The organism is Streptomyces alboniger (assembly GCF_008704395.1).
GTDB lineage: Bacteria > Actinomycetota > Actinomycetes > Streptomycetales > Streptomycetaceae > Streptomyces > Streptomyces alboniger.
Genome location: NZ_CP023695.1, coordinates 6,052,040 through 6,073,068, shown reverse-complemented (window position 1 = coordinate 6,073,068; position 21,029 = coordinate 6,052,040). Strand labels below are relative to the sequence as shown.

15 protein-coding genes are annotated in these 21,029 nt (G+C 72.4%); 4 read left to right on the top strand and 11 right to left on the bottom strand.

From position 1 onward, the window contains the following. Positions 1 to 476: 476 nt before the first annotated feature. The 3 genes from CP975_RS27095 to CP975_RS27085 form a co-directional block, all read right to left on the bottom strand. A complete protein-coding gene (locus CP975_RS27095; protein ID WP_055528436.1) occupies positions 477 to 1,835 on the bottom strand; it encodes a class I SAM-dependent RNA methyltransferase in 1,359 nt (452 codons plus the stop codon). A gap of 108 nt (positions 1,836 to 1,943) precedes the next feature. After that, a complete protein-coding gene (locus tag CP975_RS27090; protein WP_055528435.1) occupies positions 1,944 to 4,016 on the bottom strand; it encodes an APC family permease in 2,073 nt (690 codons plus the stop codon). Between the two features lie 60 nt (positions 4,017 to 4,076). Continuing rightward, on the bottom strand, positions 4,077 to 6,398 hold the full coding sequence (locus CP975_RS27085) for an MMPL family transporter (RefSeq protein WP_150477437.1): 2,322 nt from the start codon (positions 6,396 to 6,398) through the stop codon (positions 4,077 to 4,079). Positions 6,399 to 6,565: 167 nt separating this feature from the next. On the opposite strand from CP975_RS27085, the gene CP975_RS27080 reads away from it, so the two are divergent. From CP975_RS27080 to CP975_RS27065, 4 genes are all read left to right on the top strand, one after another. Next, positions 6,566 to 6,898: an ArsR/SmtB family transcription factor gene (locus CP975_RS27080; protein ID WP_055528434.1), complete on the top strand. Its 333-nt coding sequence runs from the start codon at positions 6,566 to 6,568 to the stop codon at positions 6,896 to 6,898. Then, the gene (locus CP975_RS27075) at positions 6,898 to 7,137 is read left to right on the top strand and encodes a hypothetical protein (protein ID WP_055528431.1); all 240 of its coding nucleotides are present in this window, start codon (positions 6,898 to 6,900) and stop codon (positions 7,135 to 7,137) included. Before CP975_RS27080 ends, CP975_RS27075 begins: the two co-directional genes overlap by 1 nt. A 135-nt stretch (positions 7,138 to 7,272) precedes the next feature. Beyond that, positions 7,273 to 7,941, top strand: coding sequence for a potassium channel family protein (locus CP975_RS27070; protein WP_055528430.1), 669 nt, complete (start codon positions 7,273 to 7,275; stop codon positions 7,939 to 7,941). After that, a complete protein-coding gene (locus CP975_RS27065) occupies positions 7,941 to 8,609 on the top strand; it encodes a potassium channel family protein (RefSeq protein WP_055528429.1) in 669 nt (222 codons plus the stop codon). The genes CP975_RS27070 and CP975_RS27065 overlap by 1 nt, the downstream gene beginning before the upstream one ends. A gap of 108 nt (positions 8,610 to 8,717) precedes the next feature. Here CP975_RS27065 and CP975_RS27060 read toward each other — a convergent pair whose 3' ends face one another. From CP975_RS27060 to CP975_RS27020, 8 genes are all read right to left on the bottom strand, one after another. Further along, positions 8,718 to 9,461 (bottom strand): DUF3159 domain-containing protein, encoded by a 744-nt coding sequence (locus tag CP975_RS27060; RefSeq protein WP_055528428.1) that lies wholly within the window; start codon positions 9,459 to 9,461, stop codon positions 8,718 to 8,720. Positions 9,462 to 9,464: 3 nt separating this feature from the next. Then, entirely contained in the window at positions 9,465 to 9,863 is a 399-nt protein-coding gene (locus CP975_RS27055; RefSeq protein ID WP_127910110.1) for an OB-fold nucleic acid binding domain-containing protein, read from the bottom strand. A 95-nt stretch (positions 9,864 to 9,958) separates the two neighbouring features. Next, positions 9,959 to 10,642, bottom strand: a complete 684-nt coding sequence (locus CP975_RS27050) for a response regulator (RefSeq protein ID WP_030778727.1) — start codon at positions 10,640 to 10,642, stop codon at positions 9,959 to 9,961. Positions 10,643 to 10,674: 32 nt separating this feature from the next. Then, a complete protein-coding gene (locus CP975_RS27045) occupies positions 10,675 to 13,239 on the bottom strand; it encodes a sensor histidine kinase (protein WP_055528425.1) in 2,565 nt (854 codons plus the stop codon). A 123-nt stretch (positions 13,240 to 13,362) separates the two neighbouring features. Continuing rightward, positions 13,363 to 14,031: an ABC transporter ATP-binding protein gene (locus CP975_RS27040; protein ID WP_055528424.1), complete on the bottom strand. Its 669-nt coding sequence runs from the start codon at positions 14,029 to 14,031 to the stop codon at positions 13,363 to 13,365. Between the two features lie 24 nt (positions 14,032 to 14,055). Then, on the bottom strand, positions 14,056 to 15,051 hold the full coding sequence (locus CP975_RS27035; RefSeq protein WP_055528423.1) for an ABC transporter ATP-binding protein: 996 nt from the start codon (positions 15,049 to 15,051) through the stop codon (positions 14,056 to 14,058). After that, positions 15,044 to 17,758, bottom strand: a complete 2,715-nt coding sequence (locus CP975_RS35140) for a hypothetical protein (RefSeq protein WP_167532736.1) — start codon at positions 17,756 to 17,758, stop codon at positions 15,044 to 15,046. The genes CP975_RS27035 and CP975_RS35140 overlap by 8 nt, the downstream gene beginning before the upstream one ends. After that, positions 17,755 to 20,994, bottom strand: coding sequence for an ABC transporter permease (locus CP975_RS27020; protein ID WP_150477436.1), 3,240 nt, complete (start codon positions 20,992 to 20,994; stop codon positions 17,755 to 17,757). The genes CP975_RS35140 and CP975_RS27020 overlap by 4 nt, the downstream gene beginning before the upstream one ends. Between the last annotated feature and the right edge of the window lie 35 nt (positions 20,995 to 21,029).

Below are 21,029 nucleotides of genomic sequence, written 5' to 3'. Positions count from 1 at the left end.
GTGCCCCGATTATGAAGGAGGGCACTGACACTTCGGGAGTCCGATACGGCAGGCAACAGCGACCTTCAGACGATGACCGTCACCTAAGCGCCGAACTGAGCGTGATTGCGGCCGCTAAGCACGCCGTCCCGGCCATCCGACATCCCCGAACCAGGAGCAGACAACTTGACGCCCTTCCTCGGGCACGACCCCTGACAAGACATCCGTCCGACACCCTCCCCAGCATCACGGAACGTCACGGCCGAGCAGCGAAGGGGCGGGGCCGGCCAACCGCTCAGCAGCCGGCCTCACCACCCCACCGCGGAGACCACCCCCATATGGGCAAGCGCCTCCCGGCAGGCTCACACCACCCGTGACGACCCGTCAGGCAACGGGCCGTTCGTGCGTCAAACGTGCGTCACGTGCGTCAGATATGCGTCAAGATATCGCCCGTAACGCACGTAGCGCCCATAATGCACGGTCAGCAAAACCCCAGGTCAGCGGCCCTTTTCAGCAGGCTCAAGGATCGCGACACACTCTACGTGCTGGGTCATAGGAAAGAGATCAAACGCCCGCAAGGACCGCACCCTGTACCCCCCCTCCCGGAAGTACCCGAGATCCCGCGCCAGCGCCGCCGGATCGCAGGCCACGTACGCGATGCGGCGCGCGCCCAGTCCCGCCAGGTGGCGCACCGTCTGCTTGCCCGCGCCCGCGCGGGGCGGGTCCAGGACGATGAGGTCCGCTTCGGTGATGCCCGTGCGCGGGAGGACCGATTCGACCTTGCCCTGTTCGATGCGGACGCGGTCGAACGCCGCGAGGTTGTGGCGGGCGTCCTCCACCGCGCGCTTGCCGGACTCGATGCCGAGGACCGCGCCCGCCTCGCCGACCCGGTCCGCGAGGGCGCCCGCGAACAGGCCGACCCCGCAGTAGAGGTCGAGGGCCGTGTCGCCCTTGCGGGGCAGCAGTCCCTGCATGACTGCGAGCATCAGCGTCTCGGCGGCCTTCGGGTGGACCTGCCAGAAGCCGCCGCTGCCGACGCGGTAGGTGCGGCCGTCGGCCCGCTCCCTGACGAAGGCGCGGCCGTGGACGCGGTGGATGCCGCCGTCCTTCTCCCCCACCCGCATCACGGAGACCGGCTTGTCCAGCTCCACGATGGGCAGGCGCGCGCCCGGCTTCGGGGCGAGGATCACCTGGCGGTCCTGGGAGCCCGTCGCCGCGATCGCCTCGATGGACGCCATGCCTGACCAGTCGCGCTTCTCGATGCCGAGTTCGGAGACTCCCTCCGCCGCGATCATGCAGTGTTCGATCGGCTCGACCTCGTGCGAGCGGTGGCGGCGCAGGCCCGCGTTGCCGTCCTCGTCCACCGCGTACTGCACGCGCGTACGCCAGGACGGGACCTCGCCGGGCGGCAGCTTGTCGCCCTCGGCCGGCATGACCGTGCCGTCCCAGCCGGCCTCCTCGGGGGTCAGGCCCGCGAGGCGCTTGAGCTGTTCGGCGATGACCTCGCCCTTGAGGCGGCGCTGCGCGCCCGGCTTCGCGTGCTGCCAGTCGCAGCCGCCGCAGCGGCCGGGGCCGGCGTAGGGGCAGGGCGCTTCGACGCGGTCCTTGGAGGGCTCCAGGATCGTGACCGCGTCGGCCCGGAGGAAGCGCGCGCCCTCCTCGCCCTCGGTCACCCGTGCGATGACCTTTTCGCCGGGCAGCGTGTGCCGCACGAAGAGCACCTGGCCCTCGGCGGTACGGGCGATGCAGTGGCCGCCGTGCGCGACGGGCCCGATCTCGACCTCGTACTCCTGGCCGACCAGCGACGCGGCCGCCTGAGCGTTCCCCGCCTGCGGATTGTTCGGTTCTGCCTGCATGGCGGGGTGACTCCACAACGTAAAAGTGAAAGGGGAACGGCCGGACTACAGCCCACCAGTCTACGTGGGTGTCGTCCGGCCGCTTGCCACAGAGAGGTTCCGGGGGGCTCAGAGCTTCTTGCTCGGCTCCTTCTCCCTCTCCCTCTCCTTCGTACGCCTCGGCTTCTCCACCGGCCCACGCCGCACCGCACCCGGCGCGTTCCACTCCTGGCGCTTGCGGGCCCGCTTCTTCGCGGCCTCGGAGGAGTCGAGCTGGTAGGGGACGGACGTGACCATCACGCCCGGCGTGAAGAGCAGGCGGCCCTTGAGGCGCAGCGCGCTCTGGTTGTGCAGCAGGTGCTCGTACCAGTGGCCGACCACGTACTCGGGGATGATCACGCTGACCACGTCGCGCGGGCTCTCCCTGCGCAGGTTCTTCACGTACTCGATGATCGGCCGGGTGATCTCGCGGTAGGGCGAGTCGAGGACCTTCAGCGGCACGGTGATGCCGCGGTGCTCCCACTCGTCCTTGAGCGCCTTGGTCTCGGCCGGGTCGACGTTGACGCTGAGCGCTTCGAGGGTGTGCGAGCGCATCAGCTTCGCGTACGACAGGGCGCGCAGCGTCGGGCGGTGGATCTTGGAGACCAGGACGATCGAGTGCACGCGGGAGGGACGCACGCTGTCGTCGGAGGGGGTCTCCGGGGCGGCGATCTCCTCGGCCACGCGGTCGTAGTGGCGGCGGATCGCCGTCATCGTCACGTAGAAGATGCACATGCCGAGCAGTGCGACCCAGGCGCCGTGCGTGAACTTGGTGACGAGTACGACCACCAGCACGAGGCCCGTGAAGAAGGCGCCGAAGGTGTTGATCGCGCGGGAGCGGATCATGTGGCGGCGCTTGTTCTGGTCCTTCTGGGTCGCCAAGTGGCGGTTCCAGTGCCGGACCATGCCGATCTGGCTGAGCGTGAAGGAGACGAAGACACCGACGATGTAGAGCTGGATGAGGCGGGTGGAGTCGGCGCCGTAGATGACGACGAGCAGGGCCGCCGCGCCCGCGAGGAGCACGATGCCGTTGGAGAACGCGAGGCGGTCGCCGCGGGTGTGCAGCTGGCGCGGCAGGTAGCGGTCCTGCGCGAGGATCGAACCGAGCAGCGGGAAGCCGTTGTACGCGGTGTTGGCCGCGAGGAAGAGGACCAGCGCGGTGGCGGCGGCCAGGATCATGAACAGGATGCTGCCGTGGCCGAAGACGGCCTCGGCGACCTGGGAGATCACCGGGTTCTGGACGTAGTCCGCGCCGACGGGGACGCCGTTGTGGATGAGGTCCTTGCCCGGGTACTCCGCCATGCGGACCTTGGTCACCATGGCGAGGCCGATGATGCCGCAGAACATGGTGACGGCGAGGCCGCCCATGAGGGCGAGGGTCGTCGCGGCGTTCTTGGACTTCGGCTTGCGGAAGGCCGGGACGCCGTTGCTGATCGCCTCGACGCCGGTGAGCGCGGCACAGCCCGAGGAGAAGGCCCTCAGAAGCAGGAAGACCAACGCGAAACCGGCGAGGCCCTGGTGTTCGGGCTTGATCTCGTAGTCGGCGGTGGGGGCCTTCATGGTCTCGTCCAGGACGATGCCGCGGAAGGCGCCCCACGCGATCATGATGAAGACGCCCGCCACGAAGACGTAGGTCGGGATGGCGAAGAGCTTCCCGGACTCCTTCACGCCGCGCAGGTTCATCAGCGTGAGCAGGACGATGACGGCGACCGCGCAGAGCACCTTGTGCTCGACGACGAACGGGACGGCCGAGCCGAGGTTCTCGATGCCCGAGGAGATCGACACGGCCACGGTCAGGACGTAGTCGACGAGCAGGGCGCTCGCGACGGTGAGTCCCGCCTTGGGTCCGAGGTTGGTGGTGGCGACCTCGTAGTCACCGCCACCGCTCGGATAGGCGTGCACGTTCTGTCTGTACGACGCGACGACGGTGAACATCAGCACCACGACCGCGACGGCGATCCACGGGCTGAAGTGGTACGCCGACACACCCGCGATGGAGAGGACGAGAAGGACCTCTCCCGGCGCGTACGCGACGGAGGAGAGCGGGTCGGACGCGAATACGGGGAGTGCGATGCGCTTCGGCAGGAGCGTTTCTCCGAGCCGGTCACTGCGCAGTGCGCGCCCGATGAGGATCCGTTTGGGCACGTCGGTCAGTTTGGACACGCAGAGGATCGTAAGCGTTCGAATGGGTGCCCGCCCACCCACCACCCCCATCTGCCCCGGTTATCTGTCCTGTGCGATCCTGCGCCCCGCCGCACGCTGCCCGGGAGCCATGGCCGCGGCCTCTTCGGAAGGATGTCCGAAGGTCCCTTCGGCGGGGTTCCCGAAGCGCTCCGCGGCCCGCGCCTCCGCACGCCGGATCGCCCCGGACGGCCACCAGGTGGCGCGGCCGAGCAGCAGCAGCGCGGCCGGAAGGATCATGACGCGGATCACGAACGCGTCGAGCAGCACGGCCGCCGCGAGGACGAAGCCCATCTGCTTCATCTCCAGGATGTGCAGCATCACGAAGCTCGCGAAGACGGTGACCATGACGATCGCCGCGCTGGTGACGACCTTGGCGGAGGACGCGATGCCGTCGAGGACCGCCTGCCGGGTGGGTACGCCGTTCAGGGCGGCCTCGCGGATCCGGCTGACCACGAAGACCTGGTAGTCCATCGAGAGCCCGAAGAGGATCACGAAGAGGAAGAGCGGTACGCGCGAGGAGATCCCGCCGAGTGACACGAAGGAGAGCAGGTCCTCGGCCCAGGTGCCCTGGAAGACGAGGACGAGCAGTCCGAGCGCGGAGGCCGCGGAGAGCAGGTTGAGCCCTACGCCGAGCAGTCCGAGGACGACCGAGCGGAACGCGTAGACCGTCATGCCGAAGGTCATCAGGAGCAGGAAGCCGAGGACGAGCGGCAGCTTCTCGTTCTGGTGCTGCACGTAGTCGACGCCGCGCGCCACTTCGCCGGTGACGGCCGTCTCGACGCCGGCCAGCTTGCCGACGGTCGCGGGCAGGTAGGCCTCGCGCACGTGGGCGAGCGAGTCCTCGGCCTTCTCGGAGTACGTGGGGTGCGGTGCGTTGAGCTCCAGGGTCGTGGTCCTGCCGTCCTCGGAGGAGCGCAGGAGCGGAGCACCTGATGGGCGCGAGAAGAGCGGGTCGGCCTGCGCCGCGCGGTCCAGCGCCGTCAGGGCCCGGCGCACATCGGCGGCCTGCGAGGCCTCGGCCCGCACCACGACGAGGTGCCGGACCCGCTGCTCGGGGAAGTCGTCGAGCAGCCGGTCGTACCCCTTCATCGCCGGTATCTCCCGCGAGAAGCTGTCGCGCGCCGGATTCTTGAGGTTCATGGTCAGCGCGGGCAGCGCGAGCCCCAGCATCACGAGAACCGAGAGGCACAGGGTGAGCGCGGGGCGCCTGCGGGCGGGCGCGAGCAGGGCGTTCCAGACGCGGCCGGGCCCCTTCTCCCCGTACGCGCGCACCGGCTTGCCCTGCGCCAGGCGCTTGGCCTCCCGGCGTTCCGTACGCCGCCCGAGCATGACGAGCAGCGCCGGCAGCACGGTCACCGAGCTGACCACGGCGACGGCGACGACCAGAATGGTGCCGGTGGCGAGCGAGTCGAAGATGACGTCACGGGCCAGGTAGAGCGCGGTGGTGGAGACGATCACGGCGAGTCCGGAGACGACGATCGCGCGCCCCGCCGTCGCGGCGGCGGCCTCGACCAGCGCCTCCGAGGTGAGGCGGCCGCCCGCGCGGGCCCGCTCCTCACGTTCGCGCTTGAGGTAGAAGAGCGTGTAGTCGACGCCGACGGCCATGCCGATGAGCAGGATCATGCTCATTCCGACGCCGGTGTCGGGCAGGAGGTGCGAGGCCAGCATCGCCAGGCCCATGGTCGCCACGATCGAGGTGATCGCGAGCAGCAGCGGTACGCCGACCATGATGACCGAGCCGAAGACCACGGCGAGCGTGATCAGCGTGATGGGCAGTGTGATCGCCTCCGAGAACTTCAGGTCCTCGTTGCGCTGGTCGTCGACGCCCTTGCTGACGGAGGCGTCGCCGGTCTCCTCGATCACCAGGTCCGGGTACGCCTTCGCCACCTGCGCGGTCTGTTCCCGGAGCGGGGGTACGTGCTTCTGGTCCTCCTGCTCGGAGCCGTTCAGCTCCACCTGGATCCGCAGTACGCGACCGTCGGCCGAGCGCACCGGGGCAGCCACGGAGGCGACCTCGGGCAGGGCCTTCATGCGGGCGGTGACGTCCCGCACGGCGGCTTCGGCCCGCGCCTCGTCCAGCCGCCCCGGCCGTCCTTGCCGTCCTTGCCGTCCCTGCCGTCCCGAGGCGGCCCGGATCAGCACCTGCTCCGTGGGCTTCAGCTGGACGCCGCCCTCGGCCGCCAGGGCCTCGGCCCGGCCGGCCTCGCCGACACGGAAGTCCTCCGTCGTGGCGCTGTTCATACCCGCGGCGATCCCGCCGCCCAGGCACAGCACCACGAAGACCAACCAGCCGATGACCGCCCGCCACGGGTGCAGCGCGCTCCATCGGGCCACGCGCACCGTGACCGATCGCTTCCTCATGTCCATCCCCGCCCGCCCTCTCCGTCTGTCATGTGTAAGTTGAGACTGACAGGTGAAGGAATGAGCCGTCAACTGTCATTCGAGAGTTCGGGGACGCGGATTGACAGCAGAACCCGTCATACGTAAGCCTTGACTGACAGGTATCGGGACCAGCGCGAAGGCGGACCATGGACAGCGAGGAGCTACTGGCTTTTCTCGCGGCGGTCGGCCACGCGCAGCGCATCCGGATCATCAGCGAGCTAGCCTCCGGCCAGCTGTACGTCAGCGAACTGGCCCGGCGGCTCGGGGTGTCCCGCCCCCTGCTCTACATGCACCTCGAGCGCATGGAGAAGGCGGGCCTCGTCGTCGGCCGCCTGGAGCTCTCCGACGACGGCAAGGCGCTCAAGTACTTCGAACTGGCGCCGTTCGACGTGCAGTTGAACGTGGATACGATCGTCGCGGCCGTCCAGCGAGGCCGGACGGGCGACGACGGACAGCAATCGGACAGAGGGACGCCCTAGTGGACGACGTGATCATCCCGGTCGCATTTTTCCTGATACTCGCCGGCGCGATCGTCGCCGTCGCCTACTTCCAGACGCAGCGCAACCGCGAGCGTGACCGGCAGTACGCCGAGGCCATGCACGAGTACCGCGAGGCGGTCGAACGCGCCAGGTCGGAGCAGGAGGCGACCCGCTTGCAGCTCGTCGAGCTGGGCCACCGGCTGCAGAACGTCGAGGGGCTGCTGCGCAGCGTGGACTGAGCGCCGGGCCCACCCGTCCGGGACGTGCACGGGGGTGCCCTCGGCGGACCGCGCGTGTGTAGCTTGGGCTCCGGTCTGAGACGCTTTTACCGTTCAGCCTGAGCACAAAGTATTGACACAGCCGGAAGGACGGTCGTGCACATCGTCATCATGGGCTGCGGGAGAGTCGGTTCCGCTCTCGCGCAGACCCTGGAACAACAGGGGCACACGGTCGCCGTGGTCGACCAGGACCCCACGGCCTTCCGCCGCCTGGGCTCCGGATTCGGCGGCCGCCGCGTCACCGGCGTCGGCTTCGACCAGGACACCCTGCGCGAAGCCGGCATCGAGGAGGCGGGCGCCTTCGCCGCCGTCAGCAGCGGCGACAACTCGAACATCATCGCCGCGCGCGTGGCCCGCGAGATGTTCGGCATCGAGAACGTCGCGGCCCGCATCTACGACCCGCGCCGCGCCGAGGTCTACCAGCGCCTCGGCATCCCCACGGTCGCCACGGTCCGCTGGACCGCCGACCAGATGCTGCGCCGTCTGCTCCCCTCGGGGGCCGAGCCGCTGTGGCGCGACCCCACCGGCGGCGTCCAGCTCGCCGAGGTCCACGCCTCGCCGGCCTGGATCGGGCACAAGATCAGCCGGCTCCAGGAGGAGACCGGCGTCCGCGTGGCCTTCCTCACCCGGCTGGGCGAGGCGGTCCTGCCGACCTCGCAGACGGTCCTCCAGGAGGGCGACCTGGTGCACGTGATGATGCGCACCGATCAGGTCGACAAGGTCGAAGCGGCGTTCGCCGAAGGCCCCGAGGAGGGCGGTCACTGATGAGGGTCGCCATTGCCGGAGCCGGCGCCGTGGGCCGCTCCATCGCCGGTGAGCTTTTGGAGAACGGCCACGAGGTCCTTCTCGTCGACAAGGCGCCGACGGCCATCTCCGTCGAGCGCGTCCCGCAGGCCGAGTGGCTGCTCGCCGACGCCTGCGAGATCACCTCCCTGGACGAGGCGGCGCTCCAGCGCTGCAACGTCGTGATCGCCGCGACCGGCGACGACAAGGTCAACCTCGTCGTCTCCCTCCTCGCCAAGACGGAGTACGGCGTCCCGCGGGTCGTCGCCCGCGTGAACAACCCCAAGAACGAGTGGCTCTTCAACGAGTCCTGGGGCGTCGACGTCGCGGTCTCCACGCCGCGTCTGATGTCCGCGCTCGTCGAGGAGGCGGTCAGCGTCGGCGATCTCGTCCGGCTGCTGCGCTTCAGCCACGGCGACGCGAACCTCGTCGAGCTGACGCTGCCGCCCGAGTCGGCCCTCGCGGGCACGCGCGTCGGTGACGTCGAATGGCCCGAGGACACCTCGCTGGTGACGATCATCCGCGGTACGCGCGTCCTCGCGCCGACGCCGGACGACTCCCTGGAGGCGGGGGACGAGCTTCTCTTCGTGGCCGCGCAGGCGCGTGAGGAGCAGCTTGAGGATCTGCTTTCGGTGCGTCGCGGGGACTAGCCCCGGGGCGCTGTACGCGGATGGGGGCGCCCGGTGATTTACCGGGCGCCCCCATCTCGTATGTCCTCTGCGGGTCCGTCGTGGCCGGTCGCGCAGTTCCCCGCGCCCCTATGGGGCGCTTTCCTGGCCCCGCGCCGCGGCCTTGCGCTCCTCCTCCGCCTTCTCGGCGGCCTCCATCTCGGCGAAGACGTCGATCGGCGGCGGGGCCTTCGCGAGGAAGAGCCAGGTGAGGTAGACGGCGAGCAGGAACGGCGGGATCTTCAGGGCGACCAGGACCCAGCCGAACTGCGTGGTGTCGGCCCACCAGTACAGCGGGAAGAGGATCGCGCACTTGGCGAGCAGGATCAGGCCCCAGGCCCAGCTGGCCTTCGCGTACGCCTTCTTGCGGCCGGGGTTGCGGGTGCGCCAGGAGAGGTTCTCCTTGAAGACCGGGCCGAGGATCAGACCGATCAGCGGGACGCCCGCGAGGGTCGTGATGATGTAGGCCAGGGCGAGGCCCAGGGTGTAGAGCATGCCCGGCAGGTAGAAGTCCTTGGCGTTGCCGGTCATCATCGCGAAGACCACGCCGAAGGCGACCCCGAAGACGCCGCTGAAGGCGTGCTTGACGGTGTCCTTCATGACCAGGCGGACCACCACGAGCACCACGGACATGGCGAGGGCCGCGATGGCCGCCATGTGCAGGTCCTTGTTGATCGTGAAGATGGTCACGAAGAGCAGGCCGGGAACGACCGTCTCCACCATGCCCCGCACGCCGCCGAAGGCCTCGAAGAGCGCTGCCTCGGTCACGGCCCTGGAGTCGGCGTCTTCCTGATCCGCTTTCCCTTGGTCCGTCGGCTTGTCGAGGGACGTCACCGGCTACTCCCGTCCGAGCGGTCTGAGTTCGTACTTGGGGTTGAAGAGCACCCGGCGGCCCCGGCTCATCGAGATCCGGCCCGATGCGATCAGCTTGCGCCCCGGCTCTATCCCGACGATGGAGCGCCTGCCGAGCCACACCACGTCCAGCGCCGCGGAGCCGTCGAACAGCTCGGCCTCCAGCGCGGGGACCCCGGCTCGTGGACGCAGGGTGACCGTGCGCAAGGTACCAGTAACGGTGACTATCTGGCGGTCTTGGCAGTCGCCGATGCGGACGCAGCCCGCTGTCTCGGAGTCCTCACGCAGCTCCTCCGACTCCAGATCCTCCTGGGAGGAGGACAGCCGGTCGAGCATGCGCCGGAAACGGCCTGCCGGCTTTTCGGAACCAGGAACAGCACTCATACAGGAAGCGTACCGGGGGGCACCGACACGCGGGAAAGGGGTGCGCTCATCTGTGCTTGTGCCCGCTCACGGCTTATGCCCGCTCACGGCGGACCTCAACGCTCGAAGCGGTATCCCATCCCCGGCTCCGTGATGAAGTGCCGCGGATGTGCCGGATCCGCCTCCAGCTTGCGGCGCAACTGCGCCATGTAGACCCGCAGATAGTTGGTCTCCGTGCCGTAGGAGGGCCCCCACACCTCCTGGAGCAGCTGCTTCTGGCTGACCAGGCGGCCGGTGTTGCGCACGAGCACCTCCAGGAGGTGCCACTCGGTCGGGGTCAGGCGCACGTCACGGCCACCGCGGTTGACCTTCTTGGCCGCCAGGTCGACGGAGAAGTCCTCGGTGTCGACCATGATGTCGTCCTCGCCCGCGCCGGTGGGCTCGGCCCTGCGGACGGCGGCGCGCAGGCGGGCCAGCAGCTCGTCCATGCCGAACGGCTTGGTCACGTAGTCGTCGGCGCCCGCGTCCAGGGCCTCGACCTTCTCGTCCGAGCTGTGCCGCGCGGACAGGACGAGGATCGGGACGCGCGTCCAGCCGCGCAGGCCCCTGATGACCTCCACGCCGTCCATGTCGGGCAGACCGAGGTCGAGCACGATCACGTCGGGGTGGCGGGCGGCGGCCAGCTGGAGCGCCGTCGCGCCGTCGGGGGCCGCGTCCACCTCGTACTTGCGCGCCTTCAGGTTGATCACGAGGGCGCGTACGATCTGCGGCTCGTCGTCGACCACGAGCACCCGGGTCATGCCGGCCTGCCTTTCTGGCTTCTGGTTCGCGGTCACTGGGTGACCTGGGCGGAGAGATCGGGGAGATCGGGAAGGTCCGCGCGGTCCGGCGGCCGCCCGGCCACCGCTCGCAGGGTGAGGACCATGGTGAGGCCGCCGCCGGGGGTGTCCTCGGCGGCGAGGGTGCCGCCCATGGCCTCGACGAAGCCGCGGGCCACGGCGAGACCGAGGCCTACGCCCGCGCCGCGCGGAGCGTCACCGTAACGCTGGAAGGGCGCGAAGATGCGGTCCTTGGCGGCATCGGGGACGCCGGGGCCGCGGTCGACCACGCGGACCTCCACGCGCTCGCCCAGGGTGCTGGCGGAGACCTTGACGGGCTCGCCCTCGGGGGCGTACTTGACGGCGTTCTCGACGATGTTCGCGACCGCCCGCTCCAGCAGGCCCTTGTCCACGGCGACCATCGGCAGCGTCTCGGGAACGTCCAGCTCCGCGCTGCCGTCGGGGACGCCGCCGAGCGCCATGGGGACCACCTCGTCGAGGTCGATCTCGCGGATCAGCGGGGTGACCGTGCCGGTCTGGAGCCGGGACATGTCGAGGAGGTTGCCCACGAGGTGCTCCAGGCGGTCGGCGCCGTCCTCGATGCCGGCGAGGAGCTCGGCCTCGTCCTCCTCGGACCACTCGACGTCGTCGGAGCGCAGCGAGGTCACGGCCGCCTTGATGCCGGCCAAGGGCGTACGGAGGTCATGACTGACGGCGGCGAGCAGCGCGGTGCGGATGCGGTTGCCCTCGGCGAGGGTGCGGGCCTGGTCGGCCTCGGACTGCAGGCGCTGGCGGTCCAGGACGACGGCGGCCTGCGCGGCGAACGCGGCGAGCACCCGGCGGTCCTCGGCGGGCAGGACACGGCCGGACAGGGCGAGGGCCAGATGGTCGCCGACCGGCATGTCCACGTCGGCGTCCTCGGGGCGGAGCAGCGGGCGGCCGTCGCCGACACTGCCCGCGCAGGTCCAGGGCGCGGTGTCGCCCGCGCGTTCCAGGAGCGCCACGGACTCCATGGCGAACGTCTCGCGGACCCGCTCCAGGAGGGCTTCCAGGCTGGTCTCGCCGCGCAGGACGCTGCCCGCGAGGAAGGAGAGTATCTCCGACTCGGCGCGCAGTCTGGCGGCCTGGTGGGTGCGGCGGGCGGCGAGGTCCACCACCGACGCCACGGACACCGCGACACCGACGAAGACGGCGATGGCGACGATGTTCTTGTTGTTGGAGACCGTCCACAGATGCAGGGGCGGCGTGAAGTAGTAGTTGAGGAGCAGGGAACCCACGGCCGCGGAGGCGAGGGCGGGCAGGAGTCCGCCGAGCAGGGCGGCGGCCACCGTCAGCGTCAGGAACAGCAGCATGTCGTTGGCGAGGCCGAGGTCGGCGTCGACATGGGTGAGCAGCAGTGTCAGGAGCGCGGGGCCGCCCACGCCGACCAACCAGCCCCAGATGATCCGGGACCGCCCGAGGCGCGCGCCGCGGGCGACGGGCAGGCCGCGCCCCTTGGCGACCTCGCCGTGCGTGACGATGTGCACGTCCAGGTCGGGCCCCGAGTCGCGGGCGACGGTCGCGCCGACGCCCGGCCCGAAGACGTACTGCCAGGTCTTGCGGCGGGACGAGCCGAGGACGATCTGGGTGGCGTTGACCCCCCGGGCGAAGTCGAGCAGCGCGGCCGGTATGTCGTCGCCGATGACGTGGTGGAAGGTGCCGCCGAGGTCCTCGACCAGGGTGCGCTGGACGGCCAGTTCCTTGGGGGAGGCGGCGGTCAGGCCGTCGCTGCGGGCTATGTAGACGGCGAGGATCTCGCTGCCCGAGCCCTTGGCGGCCATCCGGGAGGCGCGCCGGATCAGCGTGCGCCCCTCGGGGCCGCCCGTCAGTCCGACGACGATGCGCTCGCGGGCCTGCCAGGTGGAGCGGATGTTGTGCTCGCCCCGGTACTGCTGGAGGTACTCGTCGACGCGGTCGGCGACCCACAGCAGCGCCAGCTCGCGCAGGGCGGTGAGGTTGCCGGGCCGGAAGTAGTTGGAGAGGGAGGCGTCGATGCGGTCGGGCTTGTAGATGTTGCCGTGGGCCATGCGGCGGCGCAGCGCCTGGGGCGACATGTCGACCAGCTCGATCTGGTCGGCGCGGCGCACCACTTCGTCGGGCACGGTCTCGCGCTGGCGCACGCCGGTGATCGACTCGACGACGTCGCCGAGGGACTCCAGGTGCTGGATGTTCACGGTCGAGACGACGTCGATGCCCGCCGCGAGCAGCTCCTCGACGTCCTGCCAGCGCTTGGCGTTGCGGGAGCCGGGGACGTTGGTGTGGGCGAGTTCGTCGACCAGGGCGACGGCGGGGGCGCGGTCGAGGACCGCGTCGACGTCCATCTCGGTGAAGGCCGTGCCGCGGTACTCCAGGTCCTTGCGGGGCACATGTTCGAGGCCGTGCAGCATGACCTCGGTGCGCGGCCGGTCGTGGTGCTCCACGAAGCCGACGACGCAGTCGGTGCCGCGCTCCACACGCCGGTGTGCCTCGGAGAGCATGGCGTACGTCTTGCCGACGCCCGGTGCCGCACCGAGGTATATCCGAAGCTTGCCGCGTGCCATGGCCCCATTGTCTTCCCGAAACAACTGTGTACGCAGCGTCGACCTTACGGCCAACAATTCCGGCATCGCGGACAAGGGTGTGCGGGGCCGGCGTCCTTGACAGAACCCTGATGCCCGCCGGGGTCAGTGCTCGACGATCTCCCCGTCGCGCAGTTCGAGGACCCGGTCGGCCAGATCGAGCAGCGCCGCGTCGTGCGTGGCCACCAGGGCGGTGACGCCCTCACCGCGGACGACAGCGCGCAGCAGCTCCATCACGGCGAGCCCGGTCTCCGCGTCGAGCTGCCCGGTGGGCTCGTCGGCGATCAGCAAGGAGGGCTTGTTGGCGAGGGCGCGGGCGATCGCCACGCGCTGCTGCTGCCCTCCGGAGAGTTCGCCGGGCCGTTGCCGGGCGTGGTCCGCGAGGCCGACGAGGGCCAGCAGCAGGGCGACGCGTTCCTCCCGCGCGCGTGGGTCCGTCTTTTTCAGCCGCAGCGGCACGCCGACGTTCTCGGCGGCGGTCAGGATGGGGATGAGCCCGAAGGACTGGAAGACGAAGCCGAGGCGGTCGCGGCGCAGCTCAAGGAGGCCGCTCTCGCCGAGGCCCGCGAGCCGCACGCCGTCCACGGTGATCTCCCCCCGGCCGGGGGTGTCGAGCCCGCCCACGAGGTTGAGCAGGGTCGTCTTGCCGGACCCGGAGCGGCCCTTCAGGGCGACGAGTTCGCCGCGCGGGACGGCGAAGGAGACGCCGCGCAGGGCGTGCACGGCGGCGGCCCCGGCGCCGTACGTACGGTGGAGGTCCTCGACGAGGACCATGGCATCTGGCACGGAATGCTCCCCTCAATGCCGCTTTCGCCGATCGGCCCCGCTCGTCCGTGTCTCATTCGGTGTCCCGTCGTCCGGTGGCTCCGTCCCGTCCGGCCACACCCCCACGTGGTCCGGCTCCGCCGTCAGCCGCACCCGTCCCCGTAGCCCGTACCGCTCGACGTACTCCTCCGGCAGTTGCAAGCGCCCCGCCCGGTCGAGGACCGTGAACTCCTCTCCCCTGCCGTCCCGCTCACGGAGCGTCTCGGTAGAGGTACGGCCGTCGCGGATGCGTACGGTGCGACGGACCTGCTCGGAGACGAGCGGGTCGTGGGTGACGACCAGCACGGTCGCGCCCAGGTGTTCGTTGGCGCGGCGCAGGGCCGCGAAGACGCTCTCCCCGCCGGCGGTGTCCAGCTCCCCGGTGGGCTCGTCGGCGAGCAGTACGCGCGGGGAGTTGGCGGTGGCGACCGCGACGGCGACGCGCTGCTGTTCGCCGCCGGAGAGTTCGGTGGGCCGCCGGTCGCGGCAGTGCGCGACGCCGAGGACGCCGAGCAGTTCGGCGGCCTTCTCCCGGCGTGAACGACGCGGCACGCGCGCGTACTTCATCGGCAGCGCCACGTTCTCCAGCGCGGTCAGATAGGGCAGGAGGTTGCGCCCGGCCTGCTGCCAGACGAAGCCGACGGTGTGCCTGCGGTAGCCGAGGCGTTCGCGGCGCCCCATGGCGAGCAGGTCGTGGCCCGCGACCTTCGCGCGGCCCGCGGTGGGCAGGTCGAGTCCCGAGAGGATCGACAGGAGGGTGGACTTGCCCGACCCCGAGGCGCCGACCAGGGCCACGCACTCGCCCTCGGACACGACCAGGTCGAGGCCCTGGAGCGCCTGCACCTCGACCTCTTCGGTGCGGTAGACGCGGACGAGGTTGTCGCAGACGATCAGGCCTTCGTCACCCGTGGGGCGGCGCGCGGCGCGGGCCCGTGCCTCCAGGGCGGCCAGTTCGCCCCCGGCTCCTTCGTAGGACGACGGTTCAGTCATCGGCTCTCCCGAGTCGCAGGACGGCGCCTAGCCCCCGGCGCCGCCCGAGCCAGGTCTCCACGCCCACCGCCAGAGCGACCAGGACGCAGAGCCCCGCCCCCAGGGCCGCGGTGAACAGGACGTCGACGTGCCGGTCGGGCGCGGAGGGCCCGCCGGTGAACTCCCGCAGGTCCAGGGCCGGGCCGAGCAGTGAGGGCAGGGCGAGGCCGAGCGTGACGCCGCCCGCGACGGCCGCGAGCACCATGGGCAGCAGTTGCAGCAGGTGGAGCGCGGACGTGGCGCGCCCGCCGAGGCCGAGGGTGCGCAGGTAGGCGGCGGTGCGCCCGCGCGCGGGAGCGGACAGCAGCAGTTCGAGGACGAGGGCGAGCAGCGCGAGGAGCACGGCGAGGGCGGTGCAGGCGGTGTGCGCGGTGGTCACGGCGGCGATCAGCCCGTCGTCGTCGGCCTCGGCCTGCTCCTCGGCACGGATGCGGAGTTCGCCGGTGGTGGCCCCGGGGGCGGCGCGCGGCACGAGCGAGCGCAGGGCCTCGGGGTCCAGGCGTTCGCCGTACAGCAGCAGCGCGGTCTCCTCGAACTCCGGGGCGGCGAAGGCCTTGAGGTCCCTGTTGTCAGCGAGGAGCAGGTGCTGCCGCGCCTCCGTGGCACCGCGTACGGGCCCCAGCGCGGGGTCACGCTCCACGGCCCCGGGCAACGGCCCCACGACCCTCAGCCGTATCTCCCTGCCGTGCCGGGTGAAAGTGAGCAGTTCTCCCGCGTGCCCCTCGGAGGCAAGCACCCGAATCTCCTCGCCCGCGCCGCCACGCCGGCCGTCCTCGCCCCCACCGGCGAGCCCGGCCCCCTCCAGTGCCCGGGCCGCCGCCGAATCCTCCGCCACCTCCCCCAGCTTCGCCCCGTCCACGCCGATCAGGCTGGAGATCCCATACCGCCCGCCGTCCGTACCGCTGACGGGATCCACCCGCAGCTGCCGCACCGCCACCGTTTCCCGCACGCCACGCGCGCGTGCCAGCCGCGCGGCCATGCCGGGATCGCGTCCGGCCCCCAGAAAGGAGGCGTCGGCGCCCACCTGCCAGGCCACCGCGGAGCGCCGCCCCTCCGTCAGCGTCCCGGAGACGAGGCCGCCGAAGACGGCGCCGGCGAGCGTCACCACGAGGACGAGCAGCGCGAGCCCGCGCGCTGGGGCCTCCTTCGCGGCGCGGGACAGCGCGACGAGCGCCACGACCCCGCGCCCCCTGGCCGCCGTCCGCGCCATCAGCCGCACCGGCCAGGGGTAGCACCGCACCAGCACGGCGACCGCCGCGAGGCCGAGCAGTACGGGTACGGCGGCGAGCAGCGGATCGGGCCCCGCGGCGCCCTCGGTGCCCCGCGCCCGCAGCGCGAACACGCCTCCCGCGGCGAGCAGCAGCACGACCGCCTCGGCGACCAGCCGGCGCCCGCCCCGGCGCGGCGCCCGGTCCCGCAGCACGGCCCGGTCCCGCACCGCCCACCACGTGAGGCAGGGCAGCAGCACCCAGCAGAGCACCGCGACCCCCGCCCCCGTGCCGTACGCGGGTGAACTCCCGGGCCCCAGCGTGGCGAGCGCACAGCCGCCGCCGAACCCGAGCAGCACCGCGGGCGCACTCCACACGGCGCGCCCCAGGGCGATGTCCGAGGCGGAGGCGCCCCGCGCCCGCAGCAGCCGATCCGTGTCGAGCCGTCGCCGCACCATCAGCAACGACGTCACGACGACGGCGGAGAGCCCCACCCCGAGCAGGGAGGCCGAGGCGAAGGCGATCACGACGGTGGCCTGCCGCCAGCGCCGCTGGAACTCCTCGACGACATCCGGCAGTTCGGTGTCGGTCTCCAGTTCGGTAGCGGGGTGGGCGCCGATGAGGCACAACTTCCCGCCGTACACCCCGAATTGGCAGTACGACTCCCGTGCGGCGAGGGGATACCGGGCCATGGCCCGCTGGAAGTCCCGCTCCCCGCGCCCCACGAAGCGGGCGGCCTCCCCGCCGCCGAGCACCAGCCGCATGTTCCAGTGGACGGTCAGCTCGGCGCCCGCCTGGTTCTGTAGCATCTCGACGCCGCGAGCCGCGATCAGCGCACCGGCCTCAGGCACGCCTCCCGCCGCCGCGGGCAACGGCCGTGCCAGCAAGGGCTGTTCACTCCAGAGGCGGCGCCCGCCCTCGGCCCGGAAGACCCCGACGACGCGTCCCACGGCACTGACGTTCTCCAGGGCGCCGGCCTTCAGCCGTACCCGCTGCCCGATCCGCAGCCCCAGCGCGTCGCGCGTACGCGTGGACACGGCCAGCTCGACGGCCTCGCCCCGCTCACGGGGCCCGCGCCCGGCCACGTACGCCGCGCGCCCCGGCGCATCGGAGGCGTAGATCAGGGAGAGCGTGCTCCCCGCGCCCCTCACCGTGGGAAGCCGGACCCGAGTCGAGTCGTGCACGAGTCCGCGCCGCAGCGCTCGGGGCGAGGAGTTCTCGATGACCTCCGCGTAACGTGCGAGGTCACCGCCGAGGTCGCTCTCGGCCCCGATCCGCTCCTCCTCCGGATCGAACCGCGCGCTGTGCACCACCCCCGGCGCGTCCCGCTGCGCCTGCTGGAGCCGGGCGCCGAGCGCCGCCCCGCCCAGCCGCTCCAGCACTCCTGGCCCACCGCTGGCGACAGCCACCAGCAGCCCGGCCAACAGGGCGAACCCCACCCGCAGCCACGCGCGCGTCACGGCCCCTCCCCCACCCGGAGCACCCGCGCCAGATCCACCCGCCCCAAGATTCGCGCGGCCCCCGTCACCACCCCGCAGATCACCCCCGCGGCCACCCCGGCCGTGACCGCCACCCGCACCCACGGCACCTGCGTGACCAGCGGGGGAAAGACCGGCCCCCCGGAAGCGTCCACCGTCACCACCGGCATGATCACCGAGGCGAGCGCGGCCCCCAGGGCCGTACCGAGTACCGCCGCCACCCCCGCGAGCGCCACCTGCTCCGTCCACAGGTACGCCGCCACCTGCCCCCGCCGCATCCCGAGCGCCCGCAGCAGCGCGAACTCCCGCTCCCTGGACCGCGCCGAGACCACCGTATGCAGCGCGAACGCGATGACGGCGAAGGCGGGCGCGAGCACCAGGCACAGCGTGAGCGCGCCCCGCGCCCCCCTGCGCAGCGGATCGGCCGCCAACTCCGCCCGGACCTGCGCCACATCGACGGCCTTCCCCAGCCGCGGCGCCTCGCGCACCGCCCCCAGAGCCCCGCCCGTGTCCGCTCCGCGCACACCCACCCACCACGCGCTCTCCGCGTCGGGCAGCACCCCGCTCAGGGCCCACTGGGCGGCCATGGCACGGGAGTCGGCGAGCAGCCGCGCCCGGTCGCGCGGCACTCCCGGCACCGCCGCGATCCGCCCGACGATCGCGACCCGCGCGCTCCCGCCCGTGCTCCGCCGTACCGTCACGGTGTCCCCGACCCGCACCGCACCCGACGCGAGCAGCGCGTCGTCGGCGAGCGCGGGCGCGGCCGGCCGCCCTTTCGCGCGGTCCGTGCCGAGCCGCACGCCCCAGGTGGGGTACTTCAGCCGCCCGTCGGGCCCGCGCAGCACCGCGTCGACGAGCGTGCCCCGACCGGGCCTGTCCCGGCACAGCACGGGCCCCGGCGCCTGACCCGAGGCGTCCCTCCCCCGCTCCCGCTCCGCCCCCGGGCAGCCGGCCGCATGCCGGTCCGGCGCGTCGGCCCGCAGGTCACGCCACCGCGCCTGCCGCGCAAGCCCCGGCACGTCATCGACGGTCAGCCGGTACGTCCGCCGCACCCGCTCGCCGACCATGCTCAGATCGATCTGGAGGACGCGTACGTCCCCTCCGCGCACCGGCACCTCCAGCGGCACGGTCCGGGCGCGGCCCTCCTTGATCACCACGGAACTCGACCGCGTGAGCCCGTCCCCGTCCTCGAAGTGGGCGGTGAGCCGCACGGGTACGACCTCACCGTCCCCGTCGGCGGACATCCGCACCCGGAGCGGCAGCTCCCGCCCGGCACCGCGCACCGGCAGCCCGTGCGCAGGAACCTCCCTGCCGAGCGGCGCCACCAGCTCACGCACGGGTGCGTCCGCGAGATCGCCGCGCAGTGCGGGAACCGGCCCCCGCGCCGTGTTGACGGCGGTCACAGCCACCGCGTCCTGCCCGACGTATCCCTCCGAGGTGATCACGGGCGTGGCGGCCTCGGCGCCCGGCAGCGCCTCGTAGGCGGCACGCCGCTGCTGTGGCGCCACCCCGTCCCCCGGCTCGACGCGCAGGTCCGCGCCGACCTGGAACGCGGCCTGGTCGCGGTCGCCCCGGTCGAGGACGGCCAGCGCCGTACTGCTGAGCGCGGCGACCGCGAGGGCGAGCGTCACCACCAGCGCGGGCCCCGCCTGCCGCGCCGCGCGCCGCCCGATCTGCCAGCCGCCGAGCGGCAGGACGAGCCCTCTGCCGCGCCGCGCGAGGGGGTCGATCAGGCGGGCGAGCAGCGGCAGGAACCGCAGGGCGAGCAGCGCGGCCGCCACGGTCATCGCGACAGGCGCGAGCACCAGCACAGGGTCGACGCCGTTGCCGCCGGTCACGGGCGAGCGGTACTGGCGCAGTTGCAGCCAGCCGAGGACGGCGACCGCCGCCAGCGCCAGGTCCGCCCCGAGCCGCTGGGCGCCCGCGAGCCGCGCGACCCGCAACCCGGGCCGGGCCGCCGCCCGCCGGTCCCGCACCGCCCGCACCGTCGGCAGCAGCACCGCGGCGCCGTGCATGGCGACGGCGGTGAGCGCTGTCGCCCACCCCACGCCGGTCGCCGCCGAGCCGGGCACCTCGCCCTCGATGAGCCCGGCCGCGGCGAGCCCGCGCAGCAGCGGGCCCGCGAGGCAGGGCGCGGCCAGCCCCGCGGGCACGGCGACGCAGGCCCACTGCCCGGCCGTCGACAGAGCGAGCCGCCGGGTGCCCGCCCCGCGCGCGGCCAGCAACGCCAGCTCCGGGCGCCGGTGTTCGGCGAACTGGCGTGCGGTGAGGACGAGGGCGGCCACGGCGAGCGCGGCGAGGAGCGTCGCGGGGACGTAGAGCCCGGCGCGGGCCACGGCGATCGGCGTGGTGAGCCGGTCCAGCGCGCGTCGCAGCCCCGCCGACACGGTGATGTCGTCCCCCGGGCCGCCACCGCGCAGGACGGAGAGCGAGGCGTCGCTGCCCGCGAACCGCTTCGCGCGCTCTTGGAGCGCCCCGATGTCCCCGAGCCGCAGCCCGCCCGTGTCCGGCACCCCGAGCCACAGCCGCGCCGCGTCCCGGGCGAGCCCCGGGCTGCGCGCGAACGCCTCGTGCGGAACGACCGCGATCGAGTCGGGGGTCCCGAACGTACTGCTCAACGACGCCCACAGGGCCGGCGCCCGCTCCTCGGCGGCGTACAGCCCCACGACCTTCAACGCCACGGGCCGTTCGTCCGCGCTCCGCACGCTGATGCCGTCCCCGGGCCGCACGGCCAGTTCGGCGGCGGCGGTCTCCGTCAGCGCGGCCTCGACCGGCCCGGCACCGGAGCGCGGCCATCGCCCGGCCCGCAGGACGGCGTGCCGCCCGGCGCCCTGCACGGCGGCCACGGTGACGGTCGCGTCCCGCCGCGGGTGGCCGGCGGCCTCGGTGACGGTGAGCTCGCCGTTGCGGGCCGCGGGCGCGCGCAGCGCCGACCAGGTGTGATGGGGTACGTCGCCATAGGCGCGGCCGACGGCCGCGCGGACGTCACGGTCCAGCTTCCGCGCGCCGTCCGTCCGGTGCGGTCCCGCGACCTCGACGACGGCCTCGCGGTCCGCGGCGAGCCGCCGCTGTATCCCGCCCTCCACGGCCTTCTCGGAGAGGGCGGCGAGGGCGGCGAGGACGGTGGCCGCGAGCAGCACCGCGAGCCCCGCGGCCCCCAGGACCACCCCGTGATGCCGACTCCCCCGCACCGCGGCGGGCACGCGCCGTCCACTCACCGCACCGGTCTCCCCCCGGGTGACCGGCACAGTAT

Excerpts from the sequence above, each read along its gene's own strand:
- CP975_RS27095 (WP_055528436.1), bottom strand. The coding sequence starts at position 1,835 with ATGCAGGCAGAACCGAACAATCCGCAGGCGGGGAACGCTCAGGCGGCC.
- CP975_RS27055 (WP_127910110.1), bottom strand. The coding sequence starts at position 9,863 with ATGAGTGCTGTTCCTGGTTCCGAAAAGCCGGCAGGCCGTTTCCGGCGC.
- CP975_RS27045 (WP_055528425.1), bottom strand. The coding sequence starts at position 13,239 with ATGGCACGCGGCAAGCTTCGGATATACCTCGGTGCGGCACCGGGCGTC.
- CP975_RS27085 (WP_150477437.1), bottom strand. The coding sequence starts at position 6,398 with ATGAGGAAGCGATCGGTCACGGTGCGCGTGGCCCGATGGAGCGCGCTG.
- CP975_RS27080 (WP_055528434.1), top strand. The coding sequence starts at position 6,566 with ATGGACAGCGAGGAGCTACTGGCTTTTCTCGCGGCGGTCGGCCACGCG.
- CP975_RS27050 (WP_030778727.1), bottom strand. The coding sequence starts at position 10,642 with ATGACCCGGGTGCTCGTGGTCGACGACGAGCCGCAGATCGTACGCGCC.
- CP975_RS27040 (WP_055528424.1), bottom strand. The coding sequence starts at position 14,031 with ATGGTCCTCGTCGAGGACCTCCACCGTACGTACGGCGCCGGGGCCGCC.
- CP975_RS27035 (WP_055528423.1), bottom strand. The coding sequence starts at position 15,051 with ATGACTGAACCGTCGTCCTACGAAGGAGCCGGGGGCGAACTGGCCGCC.
- CP975_RS27065 (WP_055528429.1), top strand. The coding sequence starts at position 7,941 with ATGAGGGTCGCCATTGCCGGAGCCGGCGCCGTGGGCCGCTCCATCGCC.